Consider the following 24,245-nt stretch of genomic DNA (forward strand, 5'->3'; position numbering starts at 1 on the left):
AACAGGCAAGAACTGTTTTATTAATTTCAACAACCATTTATTTTCTCTAAATATCTCATCATGAAAATTGTGTATTTTGCCCAAATTAGTTTGTACAAGAATGATGGGGTTATAAATAAAATCAAGAACCAAGTAGAAGCTTGGTTGTCAATTGGTCATGAGGTAAAATTGATAATTCTAACGAGCGATTCTAATATCCAATTGGAGAGTACTGCTCTGTCCGAATTAAATGAACAAGGTTATGTAAAGCTTTTTAGAACAAAGAGTTTAGGTTTGCTGCCTATAGATGTTTTAAAAGACTGGGCTGGTTTAAATTCAACTTTTATTGAAGCTCGGGAACACCTAGATAGTTTTAACCCAGATGTAGTTTATGCACGGTATAGCCTGTACCAGCCTTTTTATCGTAGAATTGGTGAAAGGTTCAAATTAATTGTTGAAGTGAATACTGATTTTGAATCAGAATATTTTTTGTTAAGGAAGGAAGGGATAAAGAGGTATTTGAGATTTTTGTACTATAAATGCACTAATTCACTTTTTTTAAAAAGCGTTTCTGGGATTGCGGCTGTAACCAATGAGTTGGGGGAAAAGTATACTGGTAGGCCCACTGCAGTTTTTCCAAATTCCTTAAAAGTTTCCGATTATAAAATTTCTTCATATAAGCCTAATTCCAATGAACTGAGTATGATATTTTTGGGAACACCAGGCATGGCATGGCATGGCATAGATATTTTAATCGAAATGGCTAAAATACTTAATCATGTTAAATTTCATATAGTTGGATATAGTTCTACCGATTTACCGGATGTTCCAGACAATGTTTTACTACATGGTTTTTTGAAAAAGGAAGAGTATCTTAAATATATTAATCAATCAACAGCAGCTATAGGGACACTGGCACTTCACAGGAAAAAAATGAAAGAAGCCTGCCCATTAAAAATACGTGAGTACCTAGCTTGTTGCAAACCGCTTGTAGTTCCTTACAAAGAGACTGCTTTTGAGATGAAAGGTTATCCTGACTGGGCTTTGAGAGTGGATTTTGAAAAAGATGGAATAGCTAGTGTGGCTAAAAATATAAACACGTTCTTGGAACGTTGTCACGAATTTAATCTTAGACAAGAAGATGTATTGCAGTACATAGATGTTTCTGAAGTAGAAAAGCTTAGGTTACAATTTTTTGAAAGAGTTCGTGCAAATGAAATTTAGAATTACAAAATTATTCTAATATAGCTAAATGAATATTCAGGAAAAAAGTTTTATTCATCGGTTTAAAAAGTATATGTCCTCACCTTATAGAGGGCAAATAGTTTTTCTTTTGATTCTTTTATATGTAATATCTATTTTCTTTCTAGAGGTCACTTTAGTGCCAAATAGAATTGCTTTGTTGTTTATGTTCATTTTCTCTATTTTGAGCTACTTATATTACAGAGAGCCGCTGAGGTTACGATTGAGCGATTTGCACGCACAGCTATTTTTTATACTGCCTTTATTTTTTTTTATCGTTAATGGTTGTAATGATAGGGTTTTAATGCTCAATATTGTTGTACCCATGCTATGGTTGATTTTAGGTAGTAGATTCTTCTCAAGCACTAGAATAATTATATACGTGTATAAATCTTTAAACATTTCTATTTGTATTGTATTTTTTCTGTGTCTTACAAGCGTGCTTCTGAAATTATCAAATGGAGCCCCCGAATATTGGTGGAATTCTTTTGTTCATAAATCATTTGTAGAGGTTTTAAATCAGCACCCAAGCTATTTATCACTTTATGCTCTTGCAGGAGTTAATGCAAATTTGAACGACTTGTATTGTTGTATTATCAAACGTAGATTTCAACTATTAACAATAATTTTTCTAATTGTATCAATAGTTTTCTTAATCCTTGTATCTGCTAAAATGGCTTATATAATACTTGCCTTGTTTTTTTTAATTTTTTTAGGAAGATTACTGGCATCTAAAAAGTATATATGGGCACTAAGTTTTGTGTTAATTTCCGGTATAATAATAATATTTTTATATATGGTGCTGCCATCTATCGGTAATAGAATAACTACAGATTATAAAACATTTGTGACAAATGATTTTGAAATAGACAATAACAGTCCGGCTTCTGAGAGAATTCATATTTGGCGCACCAGTATTACGCTTATTAAAGAGAACCCTTTTGGCCGTTTCTGTATGGACACCAAAGAACAAATATGGTCTCGACTTGATAAAACGAACAAGCAAGAATTAGTCGAAAAAAACGCACATAATAATTTTCTCGAGTTCGGTCTGCGATACGGAGTATTGGGGATAATTGTCTTGTTTTTATTCGTTCTAGTTTGCTTTTATTTCTTTATTAAATACAAAGATTTCCTTTTCTTGGGCGTACTTTTAATCTTTCTGTTATTTTCCATGACCGAAAGCACCTTAGTTCGGGAAATGGGGGTAATATACATGGCATTTATTTTTCAACTGCATTTGTTGAATTTGAAAAAACCGGTTAGATGATTGAATTAGATAAGGTTTTCACTTTAGATGCTCTGGGATTGCTCTTGATGGGGGTATATTCCTGTTTCTTGTTTGCAATGTTTTTTGTTTTGCTAAAAAGAGAAAAACTTAATTCCCTTGCCGTTTGTATATTGGTTATGGCTTCTTTTTTGTGGCCCCTCTTTTTCTTCATTGTGAATGAGGTGGTAAATTTCAAATCAGCCCCACCTGATAGCGTGGTATACGCTAGTATAATACAAGATTTTGGCACTTATTTCAATTTTTACTCGTTTGGTGTAAAAGGGTATTCTATCCTTAATTTCCTTCAGTATCAACTTTGTTTTAAAAGGCCCTTTGTCTTTGTTGTCTTTAACATTTTCTATTATCAGGTTGCCGTTTTATTTATTTATAAGGCATTTAAGACCTTTCTTGTTTACCACAACAAAATGGTGGATCAGCGAAAGTTTTATGCCATACTTGTCGTATTGTCTTCATTTTATCCGATTACCGTCATTATTAATGCGAGTATTTTAAGGGAATCCATGGCTCTTATGTTCTTGGCAATATTTAGTAATTTGTTGATTAGATATATCGTAATACAAAAAGGTACGATGCTAATGGCCCTTTTTGTTTTAATCCTTGTTTTTGTAACTAGGCCACTAACTGGGGTGTGTTGCGTAATCGTCCTCTTCTTGGGGTATTGCTATAAGAACAAACTCTATTCCTTAAAGAACTTTATTTTGTTGGCCGTAATAATGGTAGTTGTGATTTTTAGTATAAAAACAGTGGTTTCAAATTTATACCAGCTAGACTTTAATATGGCTTGGCTTATATCTTATCGTGACGCTTCTAATGCAAAGTTTGGAATGGAAGGCTATTCTACGATGAACTGGTCAGGACCTTTTGACTACGTTAAGAATGTTATGTTTTTAGTTTTACAGTATTTACTGTCTCCTTTACCTATTCTGGTTTCCCCAACGGTAACCATGAATAAATTAATTCCATTAATTGATTCAATCTATATTATTTTTGTGCTTATTACACCGGTTCTGCTGTTTTATAAAAAATATATGAAGGGTTGGTTATTGTTGTTTTTGGTTTTTTTAATTATTCCAGCCTTGTTTGAAACTAATATTTCAGGTGCCTATCGTCATAGGATAAGTGCCATCGTTTTTTTAATGCCTTTAGTCTCCTATATTTTTTTTAACATAAATCTTAGAAGTTTATATGTCAGAAACTAATATTACTATTTTAGTATCAACAGTGGACTGTAGAATTCTTCAGAATAGCCGTTTACTGGAAACTAAACTTCATAAAAATTTGAAAATGTTGGTAGTTAATCAACAAATAAACAATCATGAAAAATTAGTAATAGATTTACCTTTCATTACTGTTATCAATTCCACAACTAGAGGGCTATCAAAAAGTCGTAATATTGCTTTCCTAAATGTTAAAAAGGGGTTTGGGATCGTTGCAGATGATGATGTTAGTTATGTCTCAGGATTCGAAGAAACTATTAGGCAGGCTATTGCGGAGCATCCCAACATACACATATTCACTTTTCAAATAGAAACACCAGAAGGGGGTGCATACAAGGAATATAAACCAAAAGGATTTGCTCACAGCTGGAGATCGATATTAAGAGTATCGTCAATCTCGACAGTGATTCATGTTGAGAGTGTTAAGTCTGATAATATCTATTTTGATGAAAGATTTGGCCTTGGCGCAAAGTTCCCTACAGGTGAAGAGAATATATTTTTGAATGATTTATTGAAAAAAGGTTATGTTATTCGCAGCATACCCAAACCTATGGTAATTCATCCAAAGGAAAGTTCAGGATCTCAGATTACAGCTGACTTGATTTTTTCAAAAGGGGCTATGTTTAGAAGACTTTATGGATATGGAGGGATATTGTTTCTAATCTTATTTGTTTTTAAAAAACAAGGATTACCATTTTCGAAAAAAGGTTTACATACCTTTCAATGTGGGATTAATGGTTTTATTTCTTATTCTAAATCATAAATTTCCAGTAGCTTAACGGGAATTGTTTTAATGTATCCGGTTTACGGTCCTAAGTCTTTTTTTTCCAAACTCTATGACAGAGGAGGGACTTTAGCGCTAAAAAGTACAATAGTATGGTTGAAATTGACAAAGGTTTTCTTGTTTCCATAATTACACCAGTATACAACTCCGAAAAATACTTGACCGATAATATTCTATCGGTACAGGCCCAAACCCACAATAACTGGGAGCATATTTTGGTAGATGATTGTTCTACTGATAGTAGTGAGGACTTAATAAGGTCGTTTCAAGAAAATGACCCGAGAATCAAATATTATCGGTTAAAAAAAAATTCCGGGGCAGGGGTTGCTAGAAATAAGGGCATAGAACTTGCCAAAGGAGATTACATTGCTTTTTTGGACAGTGATGATAAATGGTATCCTCATAAGTTGGCAGCGCAGTTAAAGTTTATGAATGACAATAACTACCCTTTTACATTTTCGGATTATGATAAGATGGATGCAGACGGGAAATATACAAACGAAATTGTTAAATCAAAAGAAAAGGTAACTTATAATTCCGCATTGTATAAAAATCCAATAGGATGTTTAACCGTAATGTACAGTGTTAATTTTTTTGGTAAACAGTATATGGCATCTATTCGGAAAAGGCAAGATTACGCGTTATGGCTTAAGTTGCTTAAGAAATCAAACGCTTATGGTCTAAACCAAGTACTTTCTACATACCGTGAGGGTAATGAATCCATATCCTCTAATAAGTTTAAATTGGTAAAGTATGAATGGCAAATCTATAGAGAGGTAGAAGGTTTGTCTCTGTTGCAATCTACATTTTATACAGTTTCGGCAATCATTTTAAAATTGAAAAGTTACTTTTGGTAATTCTAACTTGTTAAAAATGCCTAGGCCTTCCGTATTAAATTCTGTAGAACGCAAGTTTATATTACTTGTGGGCGATTTAATAATCGTGTTGGCCTCGTTAAATGTCTTGGTCAACAATGCTATTGATGCCAAGTATATTTTAATGGGGCTCAAAGTGGTTGTTTTTTCTTTTGGGGTGATAAGCTATTTGGTTTTGGCCTATATTTTGGAATTTTACAATCTTGAGAAAGTTTCAAAACGTCGGTATGTTTTTTCACAGTCGCTTTATATAAGTGCCATGTACGTTTTTATAGTATTTCTTTTTTTGGTAATTGTATATGATGTGAGCTTTTGGAGAATGCCATTACTCTATTTTCTTGTACTGACACCTTTGGAAATAGGTCTGTGGCGTTTATTTTTCAGGAATATTTTTAGAATTATTCCAGTAACAAAGAATGTTCTGTATATATATGATGAACAGGCGGCCGGTTTACTTAAAGATGACGTAGCCGTTATTAATGGAGACGAGCTAAAAACATTTTATCGTGTTAAGCTTACATATCCTTTAGAGCAGGTAGATTACATTAAAAAGAAATTGTTCATGTCTGCTGTTGATAAAATTGATGTTTTTATTATAAATATGCAGAGTTATAATGATATTCCCAAAGATGTAGAGAAGGTGTTGCTTAGGGCTATATTGTTAGGGAAAGAAGTGGTGACCTTTACCTCTTTTTATGAGGATGTGTATCAAGCTTTACCTATTCGATCTCGTAACGATAGTTTTTATGAAATACTACAGTTAAGAAATAGAAAAATTAGGTATTTGGGAAGGATTTTCACCTTCGGTGTGAATTTTGTTTTGTCGCTATTTGCAGGTTTGGTATTTATATTTTGTATCCCTTTTGTGTGGTTCGGGAATCTATTTCTTAATAGAGGGCCCTTGTTCTATACTCAAAAGAGAGTGGGGTTGCATGGTAAGGAATTCAATATCTATAAGTTCAGGTCTATGGTAGTTGATGCTGAAAAATCAGGTGCGGCAATGGCTACTACAAATGATGCAAGAATTACTCCTTTCGGAAAAATATTAAGATTATTTAGAATTGATGAACTACCACAAATCATATCCGTAATTAAGGGGGACATGCAATTTATTGGCCCTAGACCGGAACGAAAAGTTTTTGTGGATCAACTTAATGAGATGATTCCCTATTACAGCGCAAGACATCTTATAAAACCGGGAATAACGGGTTGGGCTCAAGTAAAGTATAAATATGGGGAGAACCTTGAAGATTCTATTAGAAAGCTTGAGTATGACCTGTATTATATTAAGAACAAATCTATTACTATAGATTTACGGATTATTTTCAAGACAGTTACCACGGTTTTGTTTTCACGCGGAGTGTAGCTATAGGATTCCATTTCTTGATTTTGGGATATTAATTGATGGTTATAAGTAATATTTCCACTTCAAAACGTATTTTTGCGCAAACCTTAGAACATGAATATTCTTATTTTAGGTGCTGGCGGTCGCGAGCACACTTTAGCTTGGAAACTAAAACAGAGCTCAAAACTAGATAAACTTTATGTAGCACCTGGAAATGCCGGTACTTCCGAAATTGCAACAAATATACCAGTTGGTGTAAACGATTTTGAAGGAATCAAAAAGGCGGTTCTGGCTAATGATGTGAATATTGTTATAGTAGGGCCAGAGGACCCTTTGGTAAATGGGGTTCATGATTTTTTTCTTAGTGATTCCGAATTAAAGCACATACCCGTAATAGGACCTCAAAAAGCAGGTGCTGAGTTAGAAGGCAGTAAGGAATTTGCTAAAAAGTTCATGATGCGGCATAATATACCTACCGCTGCTTACGAAAGCTTCACTTCAGAGACACTTCAGAAAGGGTTTGACTTTCTTGAAACGTTACAAGCTCCTTATGTATTAAAGGCAGACGGACTTGCAGCTGGTAAAGGGGTGGTTATTTTAGAAGATTTGACCGAAGCAAAAGAGGAGCTTAAAACCATGTTGGTAGATGCTAAATTTGGTAACGCAAGCGCCACAGTCGTTATCGAGGAGTTTTTAGCGGGTATAGAGTTGAGCGTTTTTGTATTGACGGATGGTAGTGGTTATAAGGTTTTGCCCACTGCAAAAGATTACAAACGTATTGGTGAAGGCGATACTGGACTTAACACTGGCGGGATGGGCGCTATTTCTCCCGTTCCTTTTGCGGATGAAGCTTTTATGGACAAGATACACCAGCGTGTTGTAAAACCTACGGTAGAAGGCCTTAAAAAGGATAATTTGCCGTATAAAGGTTTTATATTCATAGGTCTGATAAAAGTAGGTGATGAGCCCAAGGTTATAGAATATAACGTGCGTATGGGTGATCCCGAAACGGAAGTGGTTATTCCTCGTATTCAGAATGACTTGGTTGAGGTCTTTGAGGCCGTTGCCAACGGAACTTTAGATGATATTGAACTTGAGTTGGACCCAAGAACCGCATCCACGGTTATGTTAGTGTCTGGAGGATATCCCGAAGTATATGAAAAAGGAAAGGAAATTACAGGATTCAATGCTCTTGAAGACTCGTTGGTCTTTCACGCAGGTACGCAATTAAAAGACGGTAAAGTAGTAACCAGTGGCGGTAGGGTAATGGCAATTACTTCCTACGGAGATAACTTTAAGCAAGCGTTGGCTACTTCCTATAAGAATATAGAAAATATTAAGTTCCAGAATATGAACTATAGAAAAGACATTGGGTTCGATCTTTAAAAGAAAGAATCCAATGTCTTTACAAATGTATTAGTAGTAAACCTACTGTTTATAGGTAAGAGTGAGAAGAGATAGACTTGTCCTCTTCGTCGTTATCGTTGTATTGTTTTAGCTGTAACATCCAATATACGAAAGCTACACAGCAAATTAGGGCAAGAATCCAGTTAATGATATTGGCACCCCACCAACTATGCATAAAACGCAACTGGTCCAACGGCCAAAATAGGTGGTTTACGAACAAATCTGCTATTCCTTCAAAAAATGATTTCATCTTAGCTATATTTACACTTGCAAAAGTATAAAAAGCTAAGAAACTTTCTAAATTTAAATGTTGATGATTTAGTTTGTTGGTTAGAAGGTACTACCAAATAAGGGTTGCCGGCCCAAGATTATAGTTCCTGTTGCAATGAAAGGTTTGTGCTTTTCAATAAAGAAATTGTAGTATCGTCCGGTGAAATTTTAGATAATTTTTCAAATGATATCAATCATTTTTGGCAAGACAAAGCCAATTAACTACATAATAGTTCTTTCGTTTCTATTCGTTTTCTATTGGTTTGTCCATTTCTATATGTTCGATAGAATCTATTCTCTTGTCCGTATTTTTTGGCAGTTGTTTGTTCTATCGGTCTTATTTTTTAGTGTATTCATCGTCAACTTTATCGTAAAACGAAATAAAGTAACCGGGGCAAACTCATTTACCATTCTTTTTTACGGGCTTCTAATGGTGGTATTTCCGGAAACCCTGCTGGATTCTAATGCTATTTTTTGTAGCTTTTTCCTGCTGTTGGCCACAAGGAGGCTCATAAGTATTCGGTCCTTGAAAAATATTAAGTTCAAGATTTTTGATGCAACTATTTGGGTATTGGTTTCAAGTCTTTTTTATGATTGGGCCTTGTTGTTCCTAATTTTGGTTTTGGCCGCTATATATTTTTACGAACCTAAAAATGCCAGAAACTGGTTTGTACCACTTGCCGCTGTTTTTACGGTACTTATGATAACGGAATGTGTCCTGATACTTTACGGTAACCAAGATTTTTTTAGCAACCATTATAAGTTTTCTGTGTCTTTGGATAGCACTTACTTTTCATATTGGGGGCATAGCACTAAGCTGGTTTTATTTGCTTTGACCACGTTTGTATCGGGTATTTTAGCTTTTGTAAAGTTGGGTAAATCCGGATTTGGAAAAGTGATTACCATGCGCCTAATTGCGCTTTCTTTTGTAATTGGCCTTGTGTTGAACATACTTCTATTATCGGACAACGTCTATCCAGTTATGATTACGTTTTTTCCTGCAGTTGTCTTTATGACCAAGTACATAGAATCCTTGCGTAAAGCTAATATTCGTGAGATAATCTTAATGGCTGCGGTACTAATTCCGTTTTTGGTGTTGATGACCGGCATTGCCATAAAATAATTATGAATAACTTTGCCCTTAAAGCTATAAAAAATGTTCAGCAAGTTCGCATTTACCATTTTCGAGGAAAGTATTCAGAAATATCATATTAAGGATAATGTATATCAGTCTTTTGAGAACCCCTACCCTAAAGATGATATTGCACGTTTGCTCTATCGTAAAAACTGGATAGACACTGTACAATGGCATTATGAGGATATTATTCGTGACCCGGATATTGCACCGGCGGATGCTTTGGTATTGAAGCGAAAGATTGATGCGAGTAATCAAGACAGAACAGACTTGGTAGAGTTTATAGACAGCTATTTTTTGGATAAATACAAAGATGTTGCAGTAAAGGAAAACGCAACCATTAATACGGAAAGTCCGGCCTGGGCTATAGACAGGCTGTCCATTTTAGCGCTTAAGATTTATCATATGCAAGAAGAAGTGGGCCGTACGGATGCGTCTTTGGAACATATTGAAAAATGTACGCAAAAGCTAAATGTGTTATTGGAGCAGCGTAAAGATCTTTCTACGGCAATAGACCAATTGCTGGCGGATATTGAATCTGGTGATAAGTACATGAAAGTGTACAAACAGATGAAAATGTACAATGATGATGAGATGAACCCTGTTCTCCGTGGCCAAAAATAAACCCGAACACCTATTGGTCATCAGGCTTTCCGCAATGGGGGATGTAGCCATGACCGTACCTGTCCTTCTTGCGCTTACCAAGCAAAACCCACACCTAAAAATTACCGTACTCACACGGAAATTTTTTGCCCCAATGTTCTCTAATGTCCCGAACGTAAGTGTTTATGAGGCTGATGTAAAGGGAAGGCACAAAGGCGTATTTGGACTCTGGAAGCTCTATAAGGAACTTACCAAATTAAAGATTGATGCCGTTGCTGATCTTCACAATGTTTTGCGGAGCAAAGTATTAAAGCGATATTTTAAATTTGGACGTATTCCGGTTGCACAGATCGATAAAGGTAGGGCAGAAAAAAAAGCGCTTACCTCCACTGTTTCAAAGGTCTTCAAACCTTTAAAAACCACCCACCAACGTTATGTAGATGTGTTTGCGCAATTGGGTTTCCCAATAGATTTACCTAAGAATTCTGTATTGTCCAAAGAAAGTCTTTCGGATGAAACACAAAAAATTCTAGGAATCGATTCAAAAAAATGGATCGGGATTGCTCCTTTTGCCGCATTTGAAGGTAAAACTTACCCATTAGAATTAATGGAGGAAGTTATTGCCAAGCTTAACAAAGATAATGGATATAAAATTTTCCTTTTTGGAGGTGGACCTATCCAGGAAAAGAAACTTCAAAGTTTTGAGGACAAGTTTACGAACTGTCTAAGCATGGTAGGCAAACTTTCTTTTCATGAGGAACTTGCCCTTATTTCTAATTTAGACACTATGCTGTCTATGGATAGTGGTAATGCACATTTGGCGACTATGTACGGCATTCCAGTAGTTACACTTTGGGGAGTTACCCATCCTTACGCTGGGTTCTACCCTTTTGGCCAAGATGTAGATAATGCATTATGTGCCAATCGGGAAAAATTTCCGTTAATTCCAACATCCGTTTACGGTAATAAAATGCCCCAAGGATATGAAATGGCCATGCGTACCATTCTGCCGGAACAAGTTGTAACCAAGGTTAAGAGCGTATTGAACGATGTATAAATTTCTATACGGTTGTTCTTTTGGGCTCCAAAGATTTAAAGTACTGACGTAATTGGGACATAAACCTATATTTACGGGCACTTGGGGTAGTTTCTACCATTAGGGTTCTAACCCCTATATATGAGCTCATAAGATAAACGGCAACACCTTCACTATCAATGTGTCTATCAATGTGTCCGTTAAACTTTCCGCGTTGTATGGCAGATACCAAATTCACCTCCCAAATACGTAAAATGTCATTTAAGTGCTTCATTACGGTTTCATTCTTACCATTAAACTCATTAATGAAATTACTAAGCACAAAACCAAAGTCAAACTCGTTATGTACGGCCGTTTCTAAAGCCTCTTCAAAACATTGTGTAATAAGGTCTAAAGTATTGTCATGACCTTCTATAGGCTCAATAAGCTGACTGTACATTTTACGAACCAGTAAGTTTTCAATAATCTGAATGAAGAAATCTTCCTTGGATTCAAAATGATAATAGAAGGCTCCTTTGGACAAGGATAGTTCTTTTAATATATCATCAACACTTGTATTGTAGTATCCGTTTTTGTAAAAAAGTTCAAGTCCTGTTACTTGCATTCTTTGCATGGTAGCCATGCGTTTTAAACTCTTGGTCATAATTATAGATTTGGGGTTAAACAGACCGTTGGGTCTCATACAAAGAACCGCAGCAATGAATGCTATGTTAGAGATGAAGGGTTGTCTGACCATTTTTCTCGTTAAAAGACCTAAATTGTTTAATATGAGGTTATTCAACGAGTGACTCACAAACCACATGGTCGGTAAATAATGTCGATTACCGAGTGAAAAACCACCAAGAATTTATATAAAGGAAGCTTTTACGCATATAATATACCAACGTAAGCCTGTTTTTGATACGTAAGAAAATATATACAAATATTTAAAAGGTCACACCTTGTTTAGTATCTTGCACTTAAGACCCGAGTAAGGTTCAAAAACAATTACGACGAAAGTTGGTAAATGAAGCAGATAAATAAGGATACGGCTATATTAATATTCTCGCTTTCGGCGCAGCTGGAGGCAGAACGGAAGTCCATTTTTGGAAATGCCAACAAGAAAGCCTCCCGTGGTTTTTTTAATATCCTTATCAATCGTACACGTAAAATTGCATCCTCCACTGGGGCAGATGTTATTATAGTAGACGAGAGCCAACAAAAAGGAACAACCTTTGGCGAGCGTTACGCCAATGCTTTTCAAGAACTTTTTGATCAAGGGTATACCAAAGTGCTTTCTATTGGTAATGATACGCCAGATTTAACCGCAGAAGTTTTAGATCAGGCTATAGACAAAATTCAGTACAAGGACTTGGTCCTTGGGCCTTCAACTGATGGTGGGGTGTATCTATTGGGTATGCGCCGTGAGTTCTTTAACTTGGATCAGTTTAAGGCACTTCCCTGGTTAGAATCCACCTTGTTCAATACATTGGTGAACGGGGTTTTCTGGAAAAAAGCAGAGGCATACTATTTTGATGAGCTTACGGATATTGACACCTCACATCAATTACTTCAATTTTTATATAGCACAGATGATGAAGTTCTAATTAGCTTCATCTTGAGCTATTTATTGGCAGTACAGAACCTTATACAACATTCAAAATCACTGTGCTTATCGGATAAGCATTCGTTTTCCTTTCAATTAAGGGGTCCTCCCGCATTTCTTTTAGCGGCATAGTTTAAACCTTTTACAGGTTAAGAAGGATAGTCCCTATATATATTATAGTGATTTCGACTTCTTTTAAAAAAATAACAACCTTTTATTGAATTTTAATGAAAACAGCTATAATAGCGCTTATGCAGCTATGTGCAGTATTGGCGTACGGCCAGACCAATTCGTATACTGCAAAATTGATAGATACGGATAATGTACCCGTACCCTACGCAACTATAAACGAGCTCGGGAGCAATAATTATGTGGTATCCGATGACTCTGGATTTTTCACCCTACGGACGGAAGCAAATACTTTTACAGTAAGTATAGCATCCATAGGATATATCACCCAAGAAATTAAGGTGGTAAACGGAAGCTTTCCAAAAGTTATTACTTTGGAACTGTCTTCCGAGCAACTAGATGAAATTGTAGTTACCGCGTTAGGAATTGAACGGGAAAAGCAATCCTTGGTTTCTGCAGTAACTACGGTAAAGGCAGAACAACTTACGGAAGTACCCCTTACCAATATGGTAAATAGTCTAGCTGGGCGCGTGGCGGGCGTTCAGATTACGAACGGTTCATCTGGTGTAGGCTCTTCTTCTCGTATCGTTATTAGGGGAGAAAATTCTTTGGGCGGTAGCAACCAGCCCTTGTTTGTGGTAGACGGTGTACCTATAAGCAATGAACAGATTACGAGTAACCTTGTAAATGACGGTGCGCTTCAAGAAGTAGATTTTGGTAATGGCGGTGCAGACATAAGTCCGGATGATATTGCCTCTATCTCTATTCTTAAAGGAGCGGGTTCCGCAGCATTATACGGAGCGCGCGCAGCAAACGGTGTGGTAGTCATTACCACTAAAAGAGGACGAAAGAAAAAGGGGCTGGGCATTAGTATCAATAGCACGCTGACAGTAGAGAGCTTATTGACCTTGCCTGATTATCAGAATGAGTACGGTGGAGGTTCAAATGGTGAATACGCCTTTCAAAACGGAACTGGTGCCGGTGTAAACGATGGCGGCATTAGCAGCTATGGCCCTCGTTTGGACCAAGGTCAATTAATTGCTCAGTTTGATAGTCCTTCGGTAGATATAAACGGAAACCCTGTTCGTGCAGGAGATGTCATTTCACGAACCAGGCCAGATGGTTCGTTTACGGATATTACCCCTACACCTTGGGTGTCAAGACCTGACAACGTTCGTAATTTCTTTGAAACGGGTGTTACTTATCAAAACAACATTTCCATAAGCTCGGGAGGCGAAAAAGGAAGCGCACGATTATCCTATAGCAATCTAAAGAATGATGGAATTGTTCCTAATACGGACTTAAAACGAAACGGACTTGCGGTGAGTGTAGACCAAAACGTTCATGAAAAGTTTAAGGTAAAAGCATTTTTAAATTACATCAACACGCGCAGTGGTAACCGCCCCAATTTAGGTTACGGTTATGAAAATCCACTTTATGGGTTTAACTGGACCGGGAGAAACACCAATGTGGAATCATTAAAAAATTATTGGCAGGCAGGTCAAGAAGGCATTCAGCATTATGATTTTAATTACCTATGGTTGACCAACCCTTATTTAACGGTTTATGAAAACACCAATAGTTTCAATAAAAACCGAATTTTAGGGAATGCTTCGGCCACTTATGATATTACGGATAAGTTAAGTCTAAGCGTTCGCGCCGGTATTGATACCTATGATGATAAAAGGGAATTCCGCCGTGCGGTAAGCACCAATCAAAACCCGTTGGGTACGTATCGTGAGGATGACGTTCGTTTTAGGGAATTGAATACGGATGTTTTGCTTTCCTATTCGGACAAGATCAATGACGATTGGAAATACAACGTATCCGCAGGAGCCAACCGTTTTGACCAGGACATTCAATATAAATTTTCGGAAGCTTCTCAATTGGCGATTCCCGGTATTTATACCCTGGCAAATTCAAGAACACCGTTAAAAGGAGACAGTCAGAAATTTACAAAGCGAATTAATAGCGTATACGCCAGCGGAAACCTTTCCTATAAAAACTCGTTGTATTTTGATGCTACTTTTAGAAATGACTGGAGTAGTACATTACCAAGTAATAGTAATTCCTTTGGGTATTACTCGGCAGGACTTAGTTACGTTGTGAGTAATATGTTTATGTTGCCCGAAGCCATTTCGTACCTAAACCTCAGGTTTAGTGCGGCCAGTGTGGGTAATGATACAGACCCGTACCAGAACGTGCAGAATTTTGTGTTCAATCAAAATTATGGTTCCAGTTTTAGGGTAACCAATGAAACGGTATTAAAAAATGCCAATCTAAGACCGGAACGTTTAAATGCACTTGAGGCCGGTCTGGAAGCCTGGTTTTTAGATGGCAGGCTTCAGCTAGATGTGGCTGGGTACCAAAACACCAGTATAGACCAGATTATTTCAAGGCCTATATCGCAGACCAGCGGGTTTTCTAATTTCAACGTAAACGGCGGAGAGGTCAGAACTAGAGGTTTTGAGGCCTTAGTGAGCGCCACCTTGGTTCGCTCGGAAGATTTTGGTTGGGAGTCTTCGGTAAATTATTCAACCTATCGCAGTGAAGTTACCAAGTTGCCAGATGGGGTAGATCAATTTGTAACGGGTACGGCCAATATCTTTTCTGGTGGAGGCGGATCTAATACGGTTTTCTACATCGCCAGGGAAAATGGTCGTGTAGGAGATATGTACGGTACTGGTTTTCTAGAAGTAGATGGTCAAACCGTCTATGGAGCAAACGGCCTGCCCATACAAGATGGAAACCTTAGACTTTTGGGCAACTACAATCCGGATTTTACCGTCGGTTTCAATAACAAGTTTTCGTATAAAAATATTGACATGACTATTCTTTTTGATTGGCGAAAAGGAGGTACCATTGTTTCTAGGATCAAAGCTCTTGGAAGTACATCGGGTGTTTTACAGGAAACTTTGGTGGGGCGTGAGAACGGAGTTGTTGGAGATGGTGTGGTTAATGTAGGTACGGCCGATAGCCCGCAGTATGTTCCTAATACCACCTCGGTTCCTGCCAGTCAGTTTTACAATAATTTCTTTGACCGAGGTAATGAAGATAGTGCATTGTACAGCGCATCTTATGTAAAATTGCGCCAGTTGGGACTATATTACAACCTTCCTGAAAAAGTGTCCAAATCCATTGGTTTTCAGAATATAAAATTAGGCCTGGTGGGCAGTAATTTACTATTGTTTACGGAAAACCCTCATTTTGATCCAGAGCTGAACGCCCTGCAAGAACAGCGTATCGTTTATGGTGTAGAAGATTTTTCATATCCATCTACCCGCAGTTTTGGGTTTAGCGTTAAAACGGATTTTTAAGAGGAAAGCACCATGAACGGAAAACTAAAATTTAGAACAATGAACAAACTATATATATTAGGTTTTACGAGTTTCTTCTTAGCATTGGGCAGTTGTACCGATGAGTTTGAAGAGCTTAACGAAAACCCCAATTCTCCTGAAGCTGTTGATCCGCAGTTTTTGTTGGCCAACGTCATTTCTGTAGAAGCGGACCAAAATGCGTTTTACCAAGGATTTCGTCTGGCAAACTATATTGAGCAGTTTGCGGCCAGTGTAGAATTTGAGCGTATAGACCGTTACGAAATGGGTACGAACAGCGATTACTGGAATACGATATTTCAGTTATTGAGCGATATTAAATCTATGCGGGAATTACAGGGTTCCAATGAGGCGTATAATGCCATAGGAGATGTAATGCAGAGCTTTTTGTTCTCCCAGCTTACGGATATGTGGGGAGATGTACCCTATACCGAAGCTGTTAATGCACTAGACGGGCAATTCACTCCCGCTTATGATACCCAAGAAAGTATTTATACAGATCCAGATACCGGCATTTTAACCGTTTTGGAGCGTGCAGCTACAACCCTGGAAAATTCTAATGCCGTAGTAAACGGCGATGTACTTTTTAATGGGGATCTTAACAAATGGGTGCGTTTTGCAAACTCGTTACGGTTGCGATATCTTTTACGGATAAGTAAACGGTTAACTGATTTTTCGGAAATTCAGGAACTGGTCTCTTCCGGAAAACTTATGCAATCCAATGCGGACAATGCGGTGCTGCCCTATCTGAGTTCAGCGCCAAACCAATATCCTATGACGCTGTCGTCTTTGGGATTGTATCAAGAACATCGTATGACCACCACTGTAGATTCGGTTTTAACATTATGGAATGACCCAAGGGTGAATGTTCTTTACAAACCTACCCAGGCAAGTGTAAATGCAGGTACCCCGGAATTTAAGGGACTGTTGAACGGCCAAGACCGAGAAACCATTGCAGAAAAAGGAATTGATTTAAATGACGTTTCTTTGTTCGGTGCTATCTTTAGAGATGTGCCGGATGGGGTAGATGCCCAGTTCATGCAATACTCGGAAGTTCAGTTTGCATTGGCAGAAGCGGTGGAGAGAGGTTATATCACGGGCGATGCTGAGGTCTACTATGAAGCCGGTATAAGAGCTAGTTTTGAATATTATGGTGTTGAGGTTCCTGCGGGATACCTTGCTCAAGAGCCAGTAGCACTTAATGGAGCGGATAACCTTACTAAGATTTTGACACAAAAGTGGTTCAGTCTAATATCTAATGGGCATGAAGCATGGTTTAACGTTCGTAGGACGGGTATTCCCAACTTAAAACCTGGGCCGGATAATTTGAACAACAACCAATATCCCGTTCGGTATTTATATCCAGAATCAGAACAAGCTACCAATAGCGCTAATTACAAAGTGGCGGCAGAACGTATAGATGGAGATAATATTAATAGCAAAGGATGGTGGGAGAAAGATTAAAAGAGGAATCTTATCCAATTTTTCTAAAGCTTATTATATTGTAAACGACAAAGAGGATTTAAACACAATTAGAAGCTGTTTCAATGAAGAAGATTAACAATATACTTTTTGGTTTTTTATTTGGTTTTTTGCTACTCTCTTGTGGCGAGAATTCTAAACAGGATAGTGACAGGCTAAAGCATGCACCATGGGAGGAAATAGAAGCCAAAGCAAAAGGTACGACCGTTAACTTTATGATGTGGCAGGGAAGTACCGCCATTAACGATTATATTAATAATTATGTGGTTCCTAGTGTAAAGGAAAAATATAACATTGATTTAGAGATTAGCGGAGGTCAAGGCCCGGAAATTGTACAGCTCGTTATGGGCGAAAAGCAAGCTGATATAAATGAAGGTCAAGTGGACATGGTTTGGATCAATGGAGAGACTTTTTTTCAGTTAAGAAAGGTAGAAGGTTTATGGGGGCCATTTGTAGACCAGCTTCCCAATGCTTCGTTGATTGATTTTGAGGATTCGTATATCAATACGGACTTTCAGCAGCCTGTAAATGGCATGGAGGCCCCGTGGAGCATCAATCAATTTGCAATCGTATACGATTATGAAAAGGTGCCAAACCCACCAAGAAGCATTCCTGAGCTCAAAAATTTCATAAAGGAGCATCCGGGTACCTTTACTATTTCCAATGATTTTACGGGCATGACCTTTTTGAAAAGTCTATTGGCGGAACTAGGTGGCGGACCCAACGCATTGGATGGTCCGTTTAACGAAACAAAGTACAACCGGCTTTCTAAAAAACTGTGGGAGCTTATTAATAATAACAAACGGTATTTTTGGAAGGAAGGCCGTACGTTTCCAAAAGAACAATCCAAGATGAACCAGCTATATGCCAATGGGGAACTTTTAATTGCATACGGATTTAGCGAAGGAGGCATAGAAGATAAAGTACTGAACGGTCTTTATCCGAAAACAACCAAAGGATATGCCTGGGAAAACGGCACCATTAGAAACTCCAATTACTTGGGTATTCTTTACAATTCACCTGAAAAAGCCGGAGCTATGCAGGTAATTAATTTTTTGCTATCCCCTGAAGCACAATTTAAAAAAGCGGATGCCAACGGAATGGATTCCAATACGGTTTTGTCTTTAGACAAGCTTGAAGTAGAATGGAAGGATAAATTCTTAGATGCTAGAAAACGCCAGTACGGACCTACGCTAAAGCAGTTAGAAGTCAATGCCATTGCCGAACCGGCTCCCGAATATATGATACGTCTGTACGAAGATTTTAGAAAACAGGTAATTGAAAATTAGCAAATCAAACATAGGTATACTTTTGTTCGTGTTGGTGGGGGTGGTTCCATTTGCCGCGGCATTTGTCTATGCCCTATTGTATAGCTTTGGAATCATTGGGGTGGCCAACAAGGGATTTACATTTCAGTTCTGGGAATCCGTTTTGGCTTCGGGAACTTTTTTTACGTCTTTAGGTTATAGTGCCTTAATTGCGTTGGTAGCTGTAAGCATATCCGTAGCAGGCGCACTCTGGATAACATTAAAGTTTAGGCGGCAATTGGAGAAACGATTTTTATCGTTTATTATTTATTTACCTCTGGCCATACCGGGCATCGTTACCGGGTTTTTTACGTTTCAACTGTTTTCAAAAGGAGGTTTTTTTGCTCGTATCAGCCATAAATTGGGATGGATAACAGAAGCAGCTCAATTTCCGGATTTGGTAAATGACGGATTGGCTATTGGAATCATTCTGTCCTTCATCACCATGATAATGCCATTCTTTGTGTTACTCTTTTTAAATGTTTACAAAAACGAACGGGTAGAAGAACTTTCGATTTTGGCACAATCGCTCGGGGCAAATGCAAAGCAGATTGTTAGTCGCGTATTTTTGCCTATTCTTTTAAAGAAGACTTGGGTACTTATCGTTCTGTATTTCATCTTTTTGTTGGGAGCTTATGAGGTACCGTTAATTTTGGGTCAAGAATCACCTCAGATGCTATCGGTACTCATTATTCAAGAAATAAAACAATACGATTTGGATAAAATTTCGGAAGGGTATGTGGTTGCCGTGTTGTACACATTAATTGTGTCCGTGGCGGCAATTGCGTTGTTCTTGCCAAAAAGAAAAAGAGCGTATGCGAGCTAATTGGAAACCTTTTGTATTGAGTTTGGCGGTGCTCCTAATTCTTTTCCCCTTTGTATACCTCGTGTTTTTATCACTGGCTTCGGAGTGGCGTTTTCCTGAGGTGTGGCCTTCATATGTTGGCTTTAGGAACTGGATTATCGTTTTTAGTTCGGAAACAGGTCTTTTGCAGAGTTTTTTATCGTCTTTATTAATCTCACTTTTGGTGGCGGTCTTTTCTACTACTTCAGGATTTTTGATCAGCAAGGCCGTATTTTATCACCCTAAAAAAAAGACATTGACCCTATTGGCTTATTTTCCATATATCTTGGCTCCGGTTGTTTTTGCCGCTTGCCTTAGTTTTTTCTTTCTAAAAATGGGTCTATTTGGAAATACAACAGGGGTTGTAGTTGCTCAGTTTATTATAGCTTTTCCGTATGCGCTACTGTTTTTTAGTAGTTTTTGGAACGAAAAAATAAAAAGCTACGAAGATTTAGTGGCCACTCTAGGAGGCAACAAATGGCAGACCTATACCAAAGTGCTCTTGCCATTGGCCAAAGGTTTATTGCTTGTTTGCTTTTTTCAGACCTTTCTTATTTCTTGGTTTGAATATGGTCTCACTTCCATAATAGGCATTGGTAAAGTACAAACGCTTACCATTAAGGTGTTTGTGTTCATTAAAGAGGCAAACTATTATTATGGGGCCTTAAGTTGTTGTCTATTGATTTTTCCGCCTGTAGTTTTGTTATATTTTAACAAGCGTTATGTATTTAAAAAATTGGTCTAATGTTTCTTGAAGTTCAACATATTGTAAAAAGTTTTGGTGCTGAAAGGGTGGTCAAAGACTTGAATTTTTTACTTCAGGCAAAACAGACTTTGAGTATTTTGGGAAAATCTGGTTGTGGCAAGACTACAATGTTAAAAACCATAGGTGGACTCGCAACACCGGATTCGGGTAAAATCCTTTTAAACGGAGTAGATATTACGGAGACCAAACCGGAGAAACGAAATATCGTATATCTCTATCAGGAAGACCTTTTATTTCCGCATCTAAACGCTTTTGAAAATATAGCTTTTGGATTACGGTTAAAAAAAATACCGGAAGGTTTAATCAATGAAAAAGTGGAGCATATGCTGCATAGCTTGGAGCTAGAAGGACAGGCGGATAAAATGCCTATGCAGCTTTCCGGAGGACAAAGACAAAGGGTTTCCTTTGGGCGGGCCATTAGCACAAACCCATCACTTTTGTTGTTGGATGAACCCTTTGGAAGCCTTGATACAGGTACGCGCCAACGGATGCAAGAATTGTTTAAAAAGCTTACTACTGAGTTTAATATAACATCGCTTTTTGTTACCCATGATTTAAAAGAAGCAGTTTTAATGGGCGATCAAATTGGTTTTATGGAGGACGGTGTTCTAAAGGTGTACAAGGATAAAAAGGATTTTATCCAAGACCCACAGACGGGTGTGCAAAGTGAAATCGAATTTTGGGGCGGATTGATATAGTTACAACAGAAAATATAATTTGGATAGCATGATGAAGAAAAAGGTGTGGATAGACACAGATTTGTCCGTGGGTATGACAAGGCATAAACGAGAGGGCTATTGTGATGTAGATGACGGATATGCCGTACTGCAACTGATAAAGGCCGATACAATTGAAATATGTGGTATTAGCGCGGTTTTTGGAAATACCATTATAGAAAACTCGTATCCACTAAGTCAACAAATGAGCACGGAGTTTGCCATGGGCAATATTCCCGTATATAAAGGGGCAGGGGAAGCTATTGACTTAAAAGATGCAAACAGTAATGAAGCGGTAGAAGCCTTGGCAGAAGCGCTCCGTAGGCAACCTATGACCATTATGGCCATTGGCCCCGCAACAAATATTGGATTATTGCTCTTAAAGCACCCGGAACTAAAGAGTGAAATACAGGAAGTAGTTCTTGTTGCAGGACGAAGAACACCGCAGGACTACTTTAAAATTGGAAATAAAGGCAATCATGCCCAGGATCTTAATTTTGATTTGGATAATGATGCTTTCCGGTTGATGTTCGAGCATGGAGTGCCCGTAACGCTCTGCCCTTTTGAAATTTCTAACAAGGTTTGGATCAAAGCGGAAGATTTGGATGCTTTGGAAAAAGGCGATGAGGGCAATAAATGGTTGGCCAATGCTTCTAGGGCTTGGTTACAACAGTGGGTAGACCAAGGAGCGAACGGCTTTAACCCGTTTGATGTGCTGGCGAGTCATTATATTATTTCCCCGGAGGACATTATTTCTGAAAATTTAAACGCAAGATTGGAAATTCATCCGGACGATACAGTAAAAGAGAACAATAAGCAGGTATTTAAACCCTACTTGTTATGTGATAACAAAGAAGGATTCCCTGTAAAGTACTGCTATGATGTGGTTTCAGGCTATCATAAAAAGTTAATGGATAGTCTGCTGAAATAAATACCTTAGTAGTATCGTTTTTCAGAAAACCTACTATGAGTGATATACAGACAAAATCAATTGGACTTGTGCTTTCCGGCGGAGGCGTTCGTGGTATGGCACATATTGGGCTTATACAGGCTATGAACGAATTTGGCCTGTCGGCCGAAATAGTTGGAGGCAGTAGCGTAGGTGCACTGGTAGGCGCGTTATATGCCAACGGAAATTCTGTACCGGAAATGATGGCGTTTTTTAGGGAAACACCTTTGTTCAGATATAACTTTTTAACTATTGTAAAACCAGGGTTTATAGATACCGATAGGTATTTTGATGTGTTCCGAGCGCATTTCCCGGAAGATAGTTTTGAGGCTCTTCAAAAAGGGTTACACGTTGTGGCCACCAATCTCCAAAAAGGAGACTTGGAGTATTTCTCTAAAGGGGAATTAATACGGCCTTTACTGGCTTCTGCCGCTTTACCTCCGGTTTTTAGTCCGGTTGAAATGGAAGGGCAACTCTATGCAGACGGTGGTATTATGAACAACTTTCCGTTAGAACCAATTGCTGGAAAGGCAGATTTTATAATCGGCAGCAATGTATCCGTAGTTGGGGAGCTCAACAAAAATGCCTTGAAAAACTCGTTACAACTTACGGGAAGGGTAACCGGCCTAATGATTTACGCCATTAATAGAAGCAAATTGGAAGCTTGTGATTTGTTGATGGAGTTCAAGGAATTGGAAAAAATAGGTGTGTTGGACCGTAAAGGGCTGGAAAAAGCGTACTTGGTAGGTTACGAGAATACTGCTAGAAAATTGGAAGAACTATTAAAAAAGCCCCAGTTGTAATGTACAACCGAGGCTTTTTCTATTTGTAAATGATGTTCATTTTAAACATCGTCATAATCAATTTTTAAAGTAGGTGTTGTTGGGTGAGCCTGACAGGTAAGGATAAGACCATCGGCAATTTCACCGTCCGTTAGAATCTGGTTTTTTACCATTTCTGCTTTACCTTCGGTTACTCGTGCTATACAACTACTACAAACACCACCTTGGCAAGAATATGGCGCATCTATATTCTGTTTTAATACCGCATCAAGAACAATCTCCTTTTTGTCCATAGTCAACGTAAACTCCTCATCATCGACCAAAACGGAAACTTGGGTCTTGCCTTCTGGTTGCTCTGGCATTTCATCCAAGATTTCTGTAGTGGTGAACAGCTCAAAATGTATTTTGTCCTTAGGTACCTCGTTTTCCTTCAACGTATCGGAAACCAAATGAATCATTGCTTCGGGACCACATAGGTAGTACCCATCAAAATCTACATCTTTATGCTTGTTTTTAAGCGCATAGTTAACCGTAGATACATCAATTCGGCCAAAAAGGGAATCATCTTCTTTAGTCTGGCTGTTTATAAAATAGGTATTGAATCTACCTGCGTAATCCAATTCCAATTTCGCCAAATCCGTATAGAACATGGTTTCCTTCTGAGATTTGTTTCCGTACACCAAAACAAACGTACTTTTTGGATGATCTGCTAAAACGGCTTTGGCAATACTCATGATAGGGGTAATACCACTACCTGCGGCAAAAGCTGCAATATTTTTAACCTTTCCCGTAGACTGAAAAGTAAACCTACCTTCGGGCGGCATGACCTCCAATACATCTCCGGCCTTTAGTTTGGTATGTGCATAATCTGAAAATCCGCCTTTATCCACACGCTTGACACCAATTGTAAAACAATCGCTTTTTGGTGAGGAACAGATAGAATAAGCCCTTCTAATTTCTTTTCCCTTAAGTTCCATTTTAATTGTAATGTACTGTCCGGGAACAAAATCAAAGGTTTGTATAAGGTCTTTAGGTATGGTAAAAGTGATGGCCACAGAACTAGGTGTTAGTGGCTTAATATGTTTTACGGTTAAGGAGTGAAAATGCACCATTATGTGTTTTTTAGTCAAATGTGACCGCAAAAATAAGCATTGATACAGCCATTT

Annotated in this window: 22 protein-coding genes; 19 read left to right on the top strand and 3 right to left on the bottom strand. The window is 38.0% G+C overall.

The window, feature by feature from the left end; translation table 11 throughout:
- Window positions 1–201 precede the first annotated feature (201 nt).
- From SJY45_RS13350 to purD, 7 genes are all read left to right on the top strand, one after another.
- Window positions 202–1,203 (top strand): hypothetical protein, encoded by a 1,002-nt coding sequence (locus SJY45_RS13350; protein ID WP_400071313.1) that lies wholly within the window; start codon window positions 202–204, stop codon window positions 1,201–1,203.
- Between the two features lie 28 nt (window positions 1,204–1,231).
- The gene (locus SJY45_RS13355) at window positions 1,232–2,491 is read left to right on the top strand and encodes an O-antigen ligase family protein (RefSeq protein ID WP_400071315.1); all 1,260 of its coding nucleotides are present in this window, start codon (window positions 1,232–1,234) and stop codon (window positions 2,489–2,491) included.
- Window positions 2,488–3,711, top strand: coding sequence for a hypothetical protein (locus SJY45_RS13360; protein WP_400071317.1), 1,224 nt, complete (start codon window positions 2,488–2,490; stop codon window positions 3,709–3,711). Before SJY45_RS13355 ends, SJY45_RS13360 begins: the two co-directional genes overlap by 4 nt.
- Entirely contained in the window at window positions 3,698–4,492 is a 795-nt protein-coding gene (locus SJY45_RS13365) for a hypothetical protein (protein ID WP_400071319.1), read from the top strand. Before SJY45_RS13360 ends, SJY45_RS13365 begins: the two co-directional genes overlap by 14 nt.
- A 113-nt stretch (window positions 4,493–4,605) precedes the next feature.
- Window positions 4,606–5,370, top strand: coding sequence for a glycosyltransferase family 2 protein (locus SJY45_RS13370; RefSeq protein ID WP_400071321.1), 765 nt, complete (start codon window positions 4,606–4,608; stop codon window positions 5,368–5,370).
- A gap of 16 nt (window positions 5,371–5,386) precedes the next feature.
- Entirely contained in the window at window positions 5,387–6,754 is a 1,368-nt protein-coding gene (locus SJY45_RS13375; RefSeq protein WP_400071323.1) for a sugar transferase, read from the top strand.
- A gap of 93 nt (window positions 6,755–6,847) precedes the next feature.
- On the top strand, window positions 6,848–8,119 hold the full coding sequence (gene purD, locus SJY45_RS13380; RefSeq protein WP_400071325.1) for a phosphoribosylamine--glycine ligase: 1,272 nt from the start codon (window positions 6,848–6,850) through the stop codon (window positions 8,117–8,119).
- Window positions 8,120–8,168: 49 nt separating this feature from the next.
- Here the strand turns inward: purD and SJY45_RS13385 are convergent, their stop codons facing one another.
- Window positions 8,169–8,390: a DUF6341 family protein gene (locus SJY45_RS13385; protein ID WP_215436665.1), complete on the bottom strand. Its 222-nt coding sequence runs from the start codon at window positions 8,388–8,390 to the stop codon at window positions 8,169–8,171.
- A gap of 297 nt (window positions 8,391–8,687) precedes the next feature.
- On the opposite strand from SJY45_RS13385, the gene SJY45_RS13390 reads away from it, so the two are divergent.
- Genes SJY45_RS13390 through SJY45_RS13400 form a run of 3 tightly spaced genes read left to right on the top strand, consistent with a single transcriptional unit; the run spans window position 8,688 to window position 11,205 of the window.
- The gene (locus SJY45_RS13390) at window positions 8,688–9,533 is read left to right on the top strand and encodes a hypothetical protein (RefSeq protein WP_400071327.1); all 846 of its coding nucleotides are present in this window, start codon (window positions 8,688–8,690) and stop codon (window positions 9,531–9,533) included.
- 33 nt (window positions 9,534–9,566) lie between these two features.
- Window positions 9,567–10,169, top strand: a complete 603-nt coding sequence (locus SJY45_RS13395; RefSeq protein WP_215913398.1) for a DUF4254 domain-containing protein — start codon at window positions 9,567–9,569, stop codon at window positions 10,167–10,169.
- Window positions 10,156–11,205: a glycosyltransferase family 9 protein gene (locus SJY45_RS13400; RefSeq protein ID WP_400071329.1), complete on the top strand. Its 1,050-nt coding sequence runs from the start codon at window positions 10,156–10,158 to the stop codon at window positions 11,203–11,205. The genes SJY45_RS13395 and SJY45_RS13400 overlap by 14 nt, the downstream gene beginning before the upstream one ends.
- A 4-nt stretch (window positions 11,206–11,209) precedes the next feature.
- Here the strand turns inward: SJY45_RS13400 and SJY45_RS13405 are convergent, their stop codons facing one another.
- Entirely contained in the window at window positions 11,210–11,827 is a 618-nt protein-coding gene (locus SJY45_RS13405; RefSeq protein WP_400071331.1) for a TetR/AcrR family transcriptional regulator, read from the bottom strand.
- A gap of 363 nt (window positions 11,828–12,190) precedes the next feature.
- On the opposite strand from SJY45_RS13405, the gene SJY45_RS13410 reads away from it, so the two are divergent.
- The 9 genes from SJY45_RS13410 (at window position 12,191) to SJY45_RS13450 (ending at window position 23,100) form a co-directional block, all read left to right on the top strand.
- Window positions 12,191–12,901, top strand: a complete 711-nt coding sequence (locus tag SJY45_RS13410) for a DUF2064 domain-containing protein (protein ID WP_400071333.1) — start codon at window positions 12,191–12,193, stop codon at window positions 12,899–12,901.
- A gap of 95 nt (window positions 12,902–12,996) precedes the next feature.
- Window positions 12,997–16,215: a SusC/RagA family TonB-linked outer membrane protein gene (locus SJY45_RS13415; RefSeq protein WP_400071335.1), complete on the top strand. Its 3,219-nt coding sequence runs from the start codon at window positions 12,997–12,999 to the stop codon at window positions 16,213–16,215.
- A 39-nt stretch (window positions 16,216–16,254) separates the two neighbouring features.
- Entirely contained in the window at window positions 16,255–17,697 is a 1,443-nt protein-coding gene (locus tag SJY45_RS13420; RefSeq protein ID WP_400071337.1) for a SusD/RagB family nutrient-binding outer membrane lipoprotein, read from the top strand.
- Window positions 17,698–17,780: 83 nt separating this feature from the next.
- Window positions 17,781–19,004: an ABC transporter substrate-binding protein gene (locus SJY45_RS13425; RefSeq protein WP_215913394.1), complete on the top strand. Its 1,224-nt coding sequence runs from the start codon at window positions 17,781–17,783 to the stop codon at window positions 19,002–19,004.
- Window positions 18,994–19,848 (top strand): ABC transporter permease, encoded by an 855-nt coding sequence (locus SJY45_RS13430; protein ID WP_400071339.1) that lies wholly within the window; start codon window positions 18,994–18,996, stop codon window positions 19,846–19,848. Before SJY45_RS13425 ends, SJY45_RS13430 begins: the two co-directional genes overlap by 11 nt.
- Window positions 19,838–20,611 carry an ABC transporter permease gene (locus SJY45_RS13435; protein WP_400071341.1) on the top strand — a complete coding sequence of 258 codons (774 nt, stop codon included), beginning with the start codon at window positions 19,838–19,840 and terminating at the stop codon, window positions 20,609–20,611. Before SJY45_RS13430 ends, SJY45_RS13435 begins: the two co-directional genes overlap by 11 nt.
- Window positions 20,611–21,330 carry an ABC transporter ATP-binding protein gene (locus SJY45_RS13440; protein ID WP_400071343.1) on the top strand — a complete coding sequence of 240 codons (720 nt, stop codon included), beginning with the start codon at window positions 20,611–20,613 and terminating at the stop codon, window positions 21,328–21,330. Before SJY45_RS13435 ends, SJY45_RS13440 begins: the two co-directional genes overlap by 1 nt.
- Window positions 21,331–21,358: 28 nt before the next feature.
- Window positions 21,359–22,279 carry a nucleoside hydrolase gene (locus SJY45_RS13445; RefSeq protein ID WP_400071345.1) on the top strand — a complete coding sequence of 307 codons (921 nt, stop codon included), beginning with the start codon at window positions 21,359–21,361 and terminating at the stop codon, window positions 22,277–22,279.
- A 35-nt stretch (window positions 22,280–22,314) separates the two neighbouring features.
- Window positions 22,315–23,100 (top strand): patatin-like phospholipase family protein, encoded by a 786-nt coding sequence (locus SJY45_RS13450; RefSeq protein WP_215436638.1) that lies wholly within the window; start codon window positions 22,315–22,317, stop codon window positions 23,098–23,100.
- A 41-nt stretch (window positions 23,101–23,141) separates the two neighbouring features.
- Here the strand turns inward: SJY45_RS13450 and SJY45_RS13455 are convergent, their stop codons facing one another.
- On the bottom strand, window positions 23,142–24,191 hold the full coding sequence (locus SJY45_RS13455) for a 2Fe-2S iron-sulfur cluster-binding protein (protein ID WP_400071348.1): 1,050 nt from the start codon (window positions 24,189–24,191) through the stop codon (window positions 23,142–23,144).
- Window positions 24,192–24,245: the final 54 nt, after the last annotated feature.

The organism is Zobellia russellii, assembly GCF_044597075.1.
In the GTDB taxonomy this organism is placed as follows: domain Bacteria; phylum Bacteroidota; class Bacteroidia; order Flavobacteriales; family Flavobacteriaceae; genus Zobellia; species Zobellia russellii.

What these genes read in the sequence shown, in the direction of transcription:
- SJY45_RS13435 (WP_400071341.1), top strand. Translation starts at nt 19,838, where the DNA reads ATGCGAGCTAATTGGAAACCTTTTGTATTGAGTTTGGCGGTGCTCCTA.
- SJY45_RS13405 (WP_400071331.1), bottom strand. Translation starts at nt 11,827, where the DNA reads ATGACCAAGAGTTTAAAACGCATGGCTACCATGCAAAGAATGCAAGTA.
- SJY45_RS13375 (WP_400071323.1), top strand. Translation starts at nt 5,387, where the DNA reads ATGCCTAGGCCTTCCGTATTAAATTCTGTAGAACGCAAGTTTATATTA.
- SJY45_RS13395 (WP_215913398.1), top strand. Translation starts at nt 9,567, where the DNA reads ATGTTCAGCAAGTTCGCATTTACCATTTTCGAGGAAAGTATTCAGAAA.
- SJY45_RS13420 (WP_400071337.1), top strand. Translation starts at nt 16,255, where the DNA reads ATGAACAAACTATATATATTAGGTTTTACGAGTTTCTTCTTAGCATTG.
- SJY45_RS13360 (WP_400071317.1), top strand. Translation starts at nt 2,488, where the DNA reads ATGATTGAATTAGATAAGGTTTTCACTTTAGATGCTCTGGGATTGCTC.
- SJY45_RS13355 (WP_400071315.1), top strand. Translation starts at nt 1,232, where the DNA reads ATGAATATTCAGGAAAAAAGTTTTATTCATCGGTTTAAAAAGTATATG.
- SJY45_RS13390 (WP_400071327.1), top strand. Translation starts at nt 8,688, where the DNA reads ATGTTCGATAGAATCTATTCTCTTGTCCGTATTTTTTGGCAGTTGTTT.
- SJY45_RS13455 (WP_400071348.1), bottom strand. Translation starts at nt 24,191, where the DNA reads ATGGTGCATTTTCACTCCTTAACCGTAAAACATATTAAGCCACTAACA.
- SJY45_RS13450 (WP_215436638.1), top strand. Translation starts at nt 22,315, where the DNA reads ATGAGTGATATACAGACAAAATCAATTGGACTTGTGCTTTCCGGCGGA.
- SJY45_RS13365 (WP_400071319.1), top strand. Translation starts at nt 3,698, where the DNA reads ATGTCAGAAACTAATATTACTATTTTAGTATCAACAGTGGACTGTAGA.
- SJY45_RS13445 (WP_400071345.1), top strand. Translation starts at nt 21,359, where the DNA reads ATGATGAAGAAAAAGGTGTGGATAGACACAGATTTGTCCGTGGGTATG.
- SJY45_RS13370 (WP_400071321.1), top strand. Translation starts at nt 4,606, where the DNA reads ATGGTTGAAATTGACAAAGGTTTTCTTGTTTCCATAATTACACCAGTA.
- SJY45_RS13410 (WP_400071333.1), top strand. Translation starts at nt 12,191, where the DNA reads ATGAAGCAGATAAATAAGGATACGGCTATATTAATATTCTCGCTTTCG.
- SJY45_RS13425 (WP_215913394.1), top strand. Translation starts at nt 17,781, where the DNA reads ATGAAGAAGATTAACAATATACTTTTTGGTTTTTTATTTGGTTTTTTG.
- SJY45_RS13385 (WP_215436665.1), bottom strand. Translation starts at nt 8,390, where the DNA reads ATGAAATCATTTTTTGAAGGAATAGCAGATTTGTTCGTAAACCACCTA.
- SJY45_RS13415 (WP_400071335.1), top strand. Translation starts at nt 12,997, where the DNA reads ATGAAAACAGCTATAATAGCGCTTATGCAGCTATGTGCAGTATTGGCG.
- purD (WP_400071325.1), top strand. Translation starts at nt 6,848, where the DNA reads ATGAATATTCTTATTTTAGGTGCTGGCGGTCGCGAGCACACTTTAGCT.
- SJY45_RS13440 (WP_400071343.1), top strand. Translation starts at nt 20,611, where the DNA reads ATGTTTCTTGAAGTTCAACATATTGTAAAAAGTTTTGGTGCTGAAAGG.